Annotated in this window: 9 protein-coding genes; all 9 read right to left on the bottom strand. The window is 28.0% G+C overall.

Annotated elements, in window-relative coordinates; genetic code table 11:
• Positions 1-25: 25 nt before the first annotated feature.
• The gene (gene yabN / locus NGI68_RS06360; protein WP_251860660.1) at positions 26-1,471 is read right to left on the bottom strand and encodes a bifunctional methyltransferase/pyrophosphohydrolase YabN; all 1,446 of its coding nucleotides are present in this window, start codon (positions 1,469-1,471) and stop codon (positions 26-28) included.
• Between the two features lie 14 nt (positions 1,472-1,485).
• Positions 1,486-3,021, bottom strand: coding sequence for a putative polysaccharide biosynthesis protein (locus tag NGI68_RS06355; protein WP_251860659.1), 1,536 nt, complete (start codon positions 3,019-3,021; stop codon positions 1,486-1,488).
• A gap of 132 nt (positions 3,022-3,153) precedes the next feature.
• Positions 3,154-3,705 (bottom strand): stage V sporulation protein T, encoded by a 552-nt coding sequence (gene spoVT, locus NGI68_RS06350; protein ID WP_251860658.1) that lies wholly within the window; start codon positions 3,703-3,705, stop codon positions 3,154-3,156.
• A 200-nt stretch (positions 3,706-3,905) separates the two neighbouring features.
• Positions 3,906-4,916 carry a peptidylprolyl isomerase gene (locus NGI68_RS06345; RefSeq protein ID WP_251860831.1) on the bottom strand — a complete coding sequence of 337 codons (1,011 nt, stop codon included), beginning with the start codon at positions 4,914-4,916 and terminating at the stop codon, positions 3,906-3,908.
• Positions 4,917-5,000: 84 nt separating this feature from the next.
• Positions 5,001-8,507, bottom strand: a complete 3,507-nt coding sequence (gene mfd, locus NGI68_RS06340) for a transcription-repair coupling factor (RefSeq protein ID WP_251860657.1) — start codon at positions 8,505-8,507, stop codon at positions 5,001-5,003.
• Between the two features lie 41 nt (positions 8,508-8,548).
• Positions 8,549-9,118: an aminoacyl-tRNA hydrolase gene (gene pth, locus NGI68_RS06335; protein ID WP_251860656.1), complete on the bottom strand. Its 570-nt coding sequence runs from the start codon at positions 9,116-9,118 to the stop codon at positions 8,549-8,551.
• A 101-nt stretch (positions 9,119-9,219) separates the two neighbouring features.
• Positions 9,220-10,386, bottom strand: coding sequence for a S1C family serine protease (locus NGI68_RS06330; protein ID WP_251860655.1), 1,167 nt, complete (start codon positions 10,384-10,386; stop codon positions 9,220-9,222).
• 34 nt (positions 10,387-10,420) lie between these two features.
• Positions 10,421-11,830, bottom strand: a complete 1,410-nt coding sequence (locus NGI68_RS06325) for a HAMP domain-containing sensor histidine kinase (protein ID WP_251860654.1) — start codon at positions 11,828-11,830, stop codon at positions 10,421-10,423.
• Positions 11,831-12,517, bottom strand: a complete 687-nt coding sequence (locus tag NGI68_RS06320) for a response regulator (protein ID WP_251860653.1) — start codon at positions 12,515-12,517, stop codon at positions 11,831-11,833.
• Positions 12,518-12,669: the final 152 nt, after the last annotated feature.

The following is a 12,669-nucleotide window of genomic DNA, read 5'->3' as shown; positions in this document are numbered from 1 at the left end:
AAAATCCTTCTTTAAATAAGTGAATTTATTTATTTTTCGCTTCTTTCCATAAATTATCCATTTCTTCTAAAGACATATTTTCTAATTTTATATCTTTAGAACTTGCTGTATCTTCTATGTATTGAAAGCGATTTATAAACTTATCTATACTATAATTTAATGCATTTTCGGGGTCAATGTCAAGAAATCTTGCTACATTTACCACTGAAAATAATAAATCACCTATTTCTTCTAATATTTTTGCCTTATTCTTGCTTTTATATACATCCTCTATCTCTTTATATTCCTCTATTATTTTTTTCATTGCATCTTCTATTTTATCCCAATCGAATCCAACTTTTGCTGCTTTTTTTTGAACTTTATCTGCTCTCATTAAAGCTGGTAAAGTTTTTGCAATGTGCCTTATACTATCTGTGTAAGTTTCATTTCCCTGTTCCTTACTTTTTATTTTATCCCAATTTTCCAAAACTTCATTTGCATCATTTATCTCTAAATCACTAAAAACATGAGGATGTCTATTTATCATTTTATCACATATAGATTGTATTACATCTTTTATTTCAAAAAATCCATCTTCCTTGCCTATTTGGGAATGGAAAACCACTTGTAAAAGTACATCACCTAATTCTTCTATTAACATATCTACATCTTTATTATTAATAGCTTCTATAACTTCATAACTCTCTTCTATTAAATATTTTTTTAATGAAATATGGGTTTGTTCTCTATCCCAGGGGCATCCTTCTTCTCCTCTTAACTTATCCATTATATCTAATAAATCTACAAAATCATAGTTGTTGTTTGAAATCTTAGGTATATATACTGATGTTAAATGGTCTATATCCTGTTGCCTATCTAATTCATACAAAGGTATCTTTCTTATTTGTTCAAGTCCTTCTATTCCAGCTGCTCTTACGAAAAATATCTCTGTATCATCTTTATAATACTCCATAAGATTTAATTTAACTTCTGAAGCTATAAATTTATCATATACTTGTGTAATTATAGTTCCTATTCTCTTATCCATAACTTGATTTTTTATATCAAATGCATCTATTATTTTTAAACCTTCTACTGGATCTAAAAGTAAACTTTCCATTAAAGCGTCCACAAAACTTACTGCTGGCAATATTTTATATTCTATACTGTTTTTTTTACAAAGATTTATAAGTATATTTACAGATTTTTCTGCAACTAACGGATGTCCTGGTACTGCATATATTATATCAGAATAGTTTTTGCTAGCTTCTACTATTGATTTTGCTATAGCGTTATATACATCATCAAAATTTTCTGCTATTTCATATTCTCCGTCGAAAGTTTCATAATTAATTCCTAGCTTATTTATATACTCTACTGTAGGATGTTTTTCTGTCCTAAAAAAAACTTTATCAACAATCTTTAATGTTTCTATAGTTCCTAAAGTAATTGATTCTTTTGACCCTGGGCCTAGTCCTATAATGTTTATCATGTAATATTTCACCCTTACCTTTTTATGATTTTTCTTTTTATATACGTATAATCTAATATGCCAATTAATCCTATTACAATAAAATAAATTATCATTCCTAAAAATACAGCTATCAAACAAGCTATTTTACTACTTATGGTATAATTATAGGCATAGAAATAAATAAATACAACTGCTATTATCATTATTGTAGATGCTATAAGAGGTTTTATCATAATTTCATAATAATTGATACTTATATTTAGACTCTTCTTTAAAGCTCTCATATTTAACAATGCTGGTACTATATATCCAATTATAGTTCCTATAACCGCCCCATATATGTTTATATTGTTCATAGGAACCAAAATCAATGTAATTGCTATTTTAAATGCACATCCTATTGATAAGTTAATTATAGGTCTTACATATCTTCCTATTCCCTGTAGTATAGCTGTGCTAGTTTGACTTAAAACTATAAATGGTATGCTTATAGATAAATATTTTAATATTTCATATCCAGATTCCTGCCCTGGGAATATTAAATTTAATATAGGTTTAGCCATAAAATTGAGTCCTAAACAAGAAGGAATAGCTATAACCATAGAAATTTTAATAGCTAACTCTACCTTTTTTAAAACTTCCATTTTTCTGTCCAGTATATAATCTTCTGCTATTATGGGCACCAAAGCTGCGCATAAAGATACAGACAATGTTAATGGTACATTAACTAATGTAAATGCTTTGCCTGTTAGTTGCCCATACAGTATGGTTGACTGCTTGTATGTAAATCCTGCTTCTAATAATTTTTGTGGGACTAATGCTGAATCTATTAAACTCATAATAGTTCCTACTGCAGAGCCTATAGATATAGGAATGGCCATATAAAGTATAGTGTTCATTATTTTAAAATTTCTTTTTACCTTTTTTACTTTAAATTCTTTCTTTACCCTCAAATATTTTAAAAAAAGATATATCCCTCCTAAAAGGCCTCCCATAGCCGCTCCTATAGCTGCTCCTCCTGCAGAATATTCTATTCCCTTTGGCAATAGTATATAAGCAAGTCCAACTCCAAATATTACTCTTCCTAATTGTTCTATGAGTTGTGATATAGCTGTATAATTCATATTTTGCATACCTTGAAAAAACCCTCTAAATACACTCATTATAGATATAAAAAAAGGCGCTAAAGATATACCTATTAAAGAATAGTAAGATCTTGTATCCCATTTTAAAAATCTTATTATATTTTTTGAAAATAATAAAAGTATGGCTGTAAATCCTATTCCCATTATAAACATAAATATCATAGCCTCTTTTAAAACTGATATTATGCCCTCTTCATTTCTTACCGCATTTCTTTCTGATACTAACTTAGAAACTGCCACAGGTATTCCAGATGCAGCTGCTATAAAAAACATATATAATGGATAAGACATCTGATAATATCCAATACCTTCGTCTCCTATAAGCATTTGTAATGGCCATCTAAAAAATAATCCTAGGAATTTAGCAATTATTCCTGCAATTCCTAATATAAAAGTTCCTTTTATTAAAGATTGTTTTTTCATAATAATACCTCCGCAATACTACTATCCTATTAGTATTTAAAAAACTGAGCTATTATTACTTTTATTTTTATAATTTTATAGTTTATTAATAAAACCTGTGACTAAGCACAGGTTCATACTAAGTATATTAAATTACTCTTCCATTTGTTTACCTAAAAATGATGAAGCAGTTTCTGCAAGTTTCATTTCTAGTTCATCGAATTTCTTTCCACCTTCTTTTGATGCTATTATTACAGCCCCAACAGTATCTCCTTCAGCTATTATAGGAGATATAACCTGTGCTGAATATTTTTCTTCTACATCTTCATCATCATATATAGGAACTACTTTACTATCATCTTCAAAATAAACAGCTTTTCTTTCTTCTATTATTTTTTCTAAATCATAACTTATTTTTTTCTCTAAGTATTCCTTTTTAGGTGATCCACTAATTGATATTATACTATCCTTGTCACAAATCATAACTATATTTCCTATAGTTTGTTGAATTGAATCTGTATATCCTTTTGAAAACTCACTTAGATCGCCTATTGGTGAATATTTTTTTAATATTACTCCACCTTCCCTATCAGTAAATATTTCAAGAGGATCTCCCTCTCTGATTCTCAAAGTTCTTCTTATTTCTTTTGGTATAACAACTCTGCCTAGATCGTCTATTCGTCTTACAATTCCTGTTGCCTTCATTATTTTATTCCTCCTCTAACTAAAATTTAAATATATTAGAATTATGTAGTAATATTATCTTTCTAATTATGAAATTTTATGCATAATTGTTATTTACATTTTATATTTTTTCATTTTACTGTAAAATAAGCTGATATTTTTCCCATTTTATTGTAAAATAAAAAAACCATGTGCAATTTATACACATGATTTTATATATATTATAATAAATTCTTTTCATAAGTTTTTATTTTTGAAGCTTTCTTCCATTCCTCAATCTTTTTAGTATAAGTTTCTTGCTGTTTTTTCATTTTTAATTCTTTTTTAATATCTTCTTTAACAGCATCAAATTTCTTAACTGGATACTCTACCTTTTTATTAATTTTTATAATATGATATCCAAATTGAGTATGAACAGGATTAGAAACCTCTCCTTGTTTAAGTGCTTTAGCTGCACTCATAAATGTAGGATCAAGTTGAGGATCATTATAGCTTATATCTCCTAAAAGTCCACCTTTATCCTTTGAACCAGGATCTTGAGATAATTGCTTTGCTACATTTGCAAAATCTTCTTTTGCATCTAGCTTCTTTTTAACATTTTTAGCATCGGCCTCTGTCTTAACTAATATGTGAGATATATTCATTGTATTTGGTTTTTCAGTATAATTTGTTTTATTTTTTTCATAATATTCTTTTCCATCTTTATCAGTGATTTTTATATCTTTTGTAGCTTCATTTATAACTTTTTCTATTACTACTTGATTTTTTAAATACTCTTTTAAACTATCTTTAGTAAAGCCTGTAGTTTTTAAAGTTTCCTCAAATTTCTTTTCATCATTATTATATACTGATTTTATTTCATTAAATTTTTTATCAGTTTCTTTATTTAATGCCTCATCATTTGGAACAACTTTTAATTCTTTACCTTTTTGAACTAATACTTTTTCTGTTATAAGTTCATCTAATATTTGTTTTTTTTGCTGTTCCAACACTTGTTTACCTTGTTCATTTTTTGCAAACTCCTCACCATACTGCATCTTCATTTGATTTATTACTTGTTTGTATCTAGGATTTTCATCTAAATCTTTTCTTTCAATCTTTTCCCCATTTACTTTTGCTATAGCAGCTTTTGCTTTTGCTTCTGGAGTCTTTTCTACCATATCACAAGCTGCAAATGTTAAAACAAATATCCCCAAAAATAATAAACTTAATAATTTTTTTGCACTTTTCAACATATATTCCTCCACTCTTAACATTTTATTTTACATAATTAAAGTAATTTTACCACATAAATAGTAATACTACAAAATCTTCATTTATTCATTGTTCTCCACTATATATTCTAAGAATTCCTTTATAACTGGAAGAACTTGTTCCTTCTTTATATTCTTTAAACTATAACCTATAGCAGGATTCTCTTTTAATTTAAAGGCTATTTGTTTAGAATATTTATCCATTATGACTTTTACAAGTTTTTCTTTTAAACTACTTTTATCCTCAAATTGAAAAACGATCTCATTTGAAGTTTCTTTTATCTCTTCTATATACAGCTTTTTACCTAAACTTCTTATATAAGATATATTCATTAGATTATAAACAGATATTGGTATATCTGAAAATCTATCTTCTAATTCTTCTTTTATATCCATAAACTCTTCTTTAGAATCTATAGATGCTATCTTCTTGTACACTTCTATTTTTTGTGTCTCATCTTTTATATAAGCATTTGGTATATATGCATCTATTTTTAACTCTACTGAAGTTTCTACTGGCTCTTTATCTATATCTCCTCTAACTAACTTTATAGTATCCTCAAGCATTCTACAATAAAGATCATATCCTATAGAGGCCATATGCCCATGCTGAGCAGAGCCCATCATATTTCCCGCTCCTCTTATTTCTAAATCCTTTAATGCTATCTTAAAACCTGATCCTAATTCTGTAAAATCTTTTATAGCTTTTAATCTCTTTTCTGCCACTTCTGTGAGTATCTTATCTCTTTTATAAGTCAAATAGCAATATGCCATTCTATTTGTTCTACCTACTCTTCCTCTCAATTGATATAACTGAGATAGCCCCATTTTATCTGCATCATATATAATCATAGTATTAACATTTTTTATATCCATACCTGTTTCTATTATTGTTGTAGCAACTAATATATCAAACTTATTCTCTGTAAAATCTAATACTACATTCTCTAACTCCTTTTCTTTCATTTGTCCATGAGCTATTTGAACCCTTCCTTCAGGAACTAATTTTGATATATATGATGCCATTTCATGAATACTTTCAACCCTATTATATACAAAATATATTTGTCCACCTCTACTAAGTTCCCTTAATATAGAATCTCTTATCAATTGATCATTGTACTCTACTACATAGGTTTGAACAGGATACCTCTCCTCTGGAGGTGTTTCTATAACACTTATATCCCTAACTCCTACCAATGACATATGTAAAGTCCTAGGTATAGGAGTAGCACTTAGAGTTAAAACATCTACATTCTTCTTTAGATTCTTCATCTTCTCTTTATGTTTTACTCCAAATCTTTGTTCTTCGTCTATTATGAGTAATCCTAAATCTTTAAACTTTATATCTTTTTGAAGAATTCTATGAGTTCCTATTAATATATCCACATTTCCTTCTTTAATGGATTTTATAGTAGCTTTTTGTTGAGACAGAGTTCTAAATCTACTTATAACATCTACTGTCACAGGAAAATCCGAGAATCTTTGTTTAAAGTTATTATAGTGCTGTTGAGCTAATATAGTGGTAGGAACTAAAAATGCTACCTGCTTTCCATCCATAACAGCCTTAAAAGCCGCTCTTATAGCAACTTCAGTTTTACCATAGCCTACATCACCACATAAAAGCCTATCCATTGGCCTTTGTGATTCCATATTCTTTTTTATTTCCTCTATAGCTGATACTTGATCTGGGGTTTCCTCATAAGGAAATTCCTCTTCAAATTGTCTTTGCCATACTGTATCTGTAGAATATTTATAGCCCTTTAATGTAGACCTTATAGCGTACAATTTAACTAAATCTTCTGCGATTTCTTCTATAGATTTTTTAACCTTGTTTTTAGTCTTAGTCCATTCTGAACTTCCCAATTTATTTACTTTAGGTTTTTTGCCTTCGCTACCTATATATCTTTGTACCATATCTAATTGTTCTACTGGTACATAAAGTTTGTCATCTGCATGATATGTTAATTCTAAGTAATCCTTTTTGTTTCCCTGTAGCTCTAGTTGCTTTATACCTTTAAATACGCCTATACCATGGTTAGCATGAACTACGAAATCTCCTGGCTTAAGCTCAGTAAAGCTTTTAATTTTTCCTGTGCCTTTTTTATTCTGTTTCTTTCTAGTTTTCTTTTTAAATTGCCCAAATATATCTTTATCAGATATGATACTTAACTTTATATCATAATATTGAAAACCATTAGTTTGATTCCCAAAGGTTATAATCACTTCTCCTGGTTTTATTTCTCTTACTATATCTTTGTAAGAACTTTCTACTCCCATCTCTCTAAGATAGTTTACTAATCGTTCTCCCCTACTTCTAGTTCCTGATAAAATCAATATTTTATAGTTTTCTTTTTTCTTTTCTTTTATATCCTCTATTAAAAACTCAATTTTACCATTATATCCTTGTAGTGTTGTTTGATTAAATGTAAAAATAGATTTAGGTTTAAATTTACTTAAACTCTTTTTAATACTTTCTATATTAATTATTTTTCTATATTCTAATTGCTCTATTATCTTTTCTTTATCATGAATAATCTCCGCTTGTCTAGGCAAAATGTATCCTTTTTCTAAAAATCTATCATAATCTTCATTAAACTCTAAATAAGTACTATCTAGCTTACCTAGACATCGCTTAGCATCATCTATAATTATTAAAGAACCTTCTATATAATCTAATAAACTGTTTGTTTTATTATAAAAGTAAGGTAAGAAAGTATCTATATTCTCAAAAGACCAACTTTCATTTAATTGCTCTAAATTGCTATTTATTATGGTTTCTATCTTTTCTTTATCTTCCTTTTTACTTAGATTACTCACTAATTTATTTAAATCAGATTTTATATTTTTTAATCCTAGTGTTACATTTTCTTCTTCAAGTATAATTTCTTTAGCTGGAAATATATATAAACTATGGACCTTTTCAATACTTCTTTGAGAGTTTACATTAAAATTTCTTATAGAATCCACTTCATCTCCAAAAAGCTCTAATCTATAAGGTTCTGATGAAATAGGAGGATATATATCTATAATACCTCCTCTTACAGAAAACTCTCCTTTATTTTCTACTATATCTACTCTTTCATATCCACTTTTAACTAGTTTTTCTTCTAGAGATTTAGTTTCTAGTATATCTCCAACAGATACTTTAAATGTATACTTAAAATATAACTCTTTAGGTATATATGTAGCACCTAAAGATTCTATACAAGTAACTATTATTTTCTTTTTAGGACTTAATATTTCATTTATAACTTTAAGTCTTTCCCATCTTAGATCTCCTGATATGGCATAGATATTATAAAATACAACTTCTTTAGTAGGTAAATAATATACTTCTGTTGTATACAAACTCAAATCCTCATATATTTTCCTTGCTTCCACATCACTATGAGTAAAAATTACTAAAGATTCTTTAACATTTTCAAATATGCTGCTAACAAAGTAATTTTTACCAGAATCAGCTAATCCATATGCTCCTATAGGAAATTTATCTAAATTTATATTTTTCAACAAACTTTTAAAATCTTCACTTGAACTCAGAGGTGATACTAAACCTTCTAGTCTCATATTAACAACCACCCTATAATTATTAATTATTAATTATTATTTTATAATTCTATTTTAACACCATTATAATTGTTCATAGCCTCTGTCACTCCATCTTTTATTATACTTATACAAGCACTAGCAGCCACATCCAATATTTTTTCTATAATTTCCCTTTCATCTTTTGAAAATTTTCCCAAAACATAGTTTACTACATTTCCATCTGGCTGTCCAATACCTACTCTAACTCTTGGAAAAATATCTGAATTTAAATGTTGTATAATATTTTTTATACCATTATGACCGCCTGCACTTCCTTTACCTCTAATTCTTAACTTTCCTATGTCTATACTCATATCATCATATATTACTATTATGTTTTCCTTATCTATTTTATAAAAACTAGATGCTTCTATAACGCTCTCACCACTTAAGTTCATATATGTACTAGGCTTTAATAAAAGCACCTTTTCATTTTCTATTCTTCCTTCTCCATAACTTCCTTTAAATTTTTGCCTATTTATTTCAATATTATACTTCTTAGCTATAATGTCAACTACATCGAAACCTATATTATGTCTAGTATTCTTATACTCTTCTCCTATATTTCCTAAGCCAACTACTAAATACATATCTTCACTCCTAATATTAATATTATCAAAGAATATTATACTATAAATAAATAATAAAGAGACCTGTTTAGTCTCTTTATTATTTATTTATATATTGCATTTTATCTATTATCTTCTTTCATTTCGGATAATATGATATTAAATTCTTTACTTTTTGTATTTCTTAATACTTTAACTTTTACGGCATCTCCTACTTTATGTTTATCCAATGTCTCTGATATATCTTCAAATTTAGTAACTTTCTTACCATCTAATTCTACTATTATATCCGTAGGCCTAATCCCTGATACAGCTGCTCCTGATCCTTTAACTACCTCTGTCACATATACTCCAGATATTCCATTTTCCTCAGAAGATATAGTTTTACCTCCTATACCTAAATAAGGTCTTGATACTTTGCCATAGCTCATTAAGGATTTTATTATATCTTTAGCCTCATTTATAGAAATAGCAAAACCTATTCCTTCTGCTTTTTCTTTTAAGCTGTTAATCCCTATAATTTCCCCTGCATCATTACACAAAGCACCGCCACTATTTCCTGGATTTATAGCTGCATCAGTTTGTATTAACTTATATAAAGCGCCTCCATATTGAATTTTTCTATTTATAGCACTAACTATACCTGCCGTAACGGTTCCTGCAAATTCTTCTCCTAATGGGTTACCAATAGCTATAGCTACATCTCCAACTTTAACTTTTGATGAATCCCCAAATTTAGCCACAGGTAAATTTTTAGCATTTACTTTTATGACAGCTAAGTCTGTTCTAGTATCTTTTCCAACTAAATTAGCATCCAATACTTTTCCAGTAGACAATTTTACTGTTATTTTTTGCGCTCCATCTATTACGTGATTATTAGTTACGATATATCCGTTAGGATCAAAGATTATACCTGATCCTGACCCCTCATCTTCTACTCCAAAATAACCTTCTGTTTTATTACTAATGCCTACAACTGCTGGTCCAACGCTTTCTGAAACTTTTGTTATAGAGTTTTTAGGCAATTGTTCAGCTTGACTTTGATTTTTCTCATTTTTTTGATGGAATAAAGATTCATTAGTAGGATTATATGGACTTTGTTCTAACTTCTTATCCATGATATAAGATGCTGTTAATCCTCCACATAAAGATGATACCACAACTATACCAATAATAAGCATCATATTTTTCATTCTTCTTCTTTTTCTATTTTTCTTAAAATTTATTTCACCATATGGTTCAGCATTAAAGCCATTTTGTTCAACATTATTTAAATTATTCTTATCCATATTTAACCTCCACTCCTTAGTTTAAATTTAACAATTATGCTCTTTTTATGGTAAAATTGAATATTACCCCTCCTTCTGGACTATTGTTAACCCAAATGTCTTCCCCGTGTTGTGTTAAAATACTTCTTACAATAGATAATCCTAGTCCAGTACTAACCTTAGACGATCTAGCTTTATCTGCCTTATAAAATCTGTCCCATATATGTTTCATATCTTCATCAGATATAACAGGTCCATCATTAAATATAGAAACTATAACTTTGTTTCCTTTTATCTTTGTATTTAATTTTATATTTCCACCTTCATTAGCATACTTAACAGCATTATCTAATACATTTATTATAACCTGCATTAATCTATCTTTATCAGCAATAACATATACTTTATCATCTTCTAAGTTTACATCTACTTTTAATTTCTTATCTCTTATTTTCGTTTCAAATTTTATTACACTTGTTCTTATAATTTCATTTATATCTATTTGCTCTAAATTTAATTTTAAATGTCCTTCTTCAATGGAAGACAAATCTAACAAATCATTTATAAGTCTTGTAAGTCTCTGAGTTTCATCGTAGGTTAATTTTAAATAGTAATTTTGCTTCTCCTGTGGAACTATACCATCTAAAATACCGCCTATAAAACCCTTTATTGATGTGATGGGAGATCTTATTTCATGAGAAACATTTGAAATAAATAATCTTCTGTTATTCTCTACTTGTTCTATTGAATCTGCCATAGAGTTGAAAGAAGATGCCAATTCCCCGATTTCATCATCCGAATCTATATCTACTCTCTTTCCTACTTCTCCTTTAGATATCTTATCAGCTACATAATTAATTTTTGCAAGTGGCTTTATAATTATCTTTTGAGAAAAATAGTATATTATTACACAGGATATTATTATAGCAAAAATGGCTGAAATCCAAATTATATTATAAACCTTCTTTAATGGATCTTTTATTTCGTCTATAGACGTATGCATTATTATAGCTCCACTAAATATTCCTTTATTAAAAATAGGTACTTCAAAAGTGTGTACAGGAGTAGAAAAAGCTGATTTATACTGTCCTTTATTTTCTAAATTATTTCCTTGTCTTAATTCTTGTAATTCATCAGTTAATACCTGTACTCCTATTAAATTTTTATGTTTAGAATTAGATACAGCATAAACATACCCATATTTATCTGTAATCCATATATTTGCAGATAAATAGTTACTGATGTAACTTATTACCTCATTAATTTTTTCAGGTGGTATATTTCCTTCTACATATCTAACTGCTGCACTACCTATAAACTGCGATTCAGTTATAAGTTGATTTTTTCGTTGATCAAAATAATAACTTTCAAACCAATAAGACAGGAATGCAGCTATAATTATAAAACTTACAGATATTATTATGGTAAATGTAGCTACAAGTTTAGGGAATAAGCCTTTTTTCATCTATTTCACCTCAAATTTATAACCTACACCCCAAACAGTTTCTATTTCCCAATTAGGTCCACCTTCTAATTTTTCTCTTAATCTCTTTATATGAACATCTACTGTTCTTGAATCTCCAGGATAATCATATCCCCATACTTCACATAATAATTGTTCCCTAGTAAATACTCTATTTTTATTTCTTGCTAAATAATATAAAAGTTCAAATTCCTTTGGTGGCATTTTTATTTCCTTATCTTTATAAACAACTGTATAAGAATTAACATCTACTGTTAGCTGATCAAAAGTTAAAGTTTCTTTATCTTCACTGTCTACATTATATCGTCTTAATACAGCCTTAACTCTTGCTAATAACTCCTTTGGTTCAAAAGGTTTTACTATATAATCATCTGCACCTAACTCTAAAGCTAACACTTTATCAAAAGTATCACCTTTTGCTGTTAACATTATTATAGGTGTTGTACTATCTCTTCTTATCCATTTAAGTACATCTACTCCATCTATATGTGGAAGCATTATATCTAATAAAACTAAATCTGGTTTATATACTAAAAATCCTTCTTGAGCTTCTTTTCCATCATAACAAACTTTCGTATCATATCCTGAATTCTCTAAGTACATCTTTATTACTTCTGCTATATTTTCATCATCATCTACAATAAGAACTTTCCCTATTTTTCCTTCCATTGGTATATCCTCCTTTTAACTTTGCATATTGTATATTTTATATTATTATTATCTCTATATAACACATATTTAATTTATCATATTATTTTAAATAAAAATAAATAATTCTTCAAAATTTACAAATAGTTAACTAACTGTATAAAAATAAAGTA

It is taken from the genome of Clostridium sp. Marseille-Q2269 (assembly GCF_943736985.1).
In the GTDB taxonomy this organism is placed as follows: Bacteria; Bacillota; Clostridia; order Clostridiales; family Clostridiaceae; genus Clostridium_F.
Note: the sequence above shows the minus strand (reverse complement) of the source record. Positions and strands in the feature narration are given on the sequence as shown.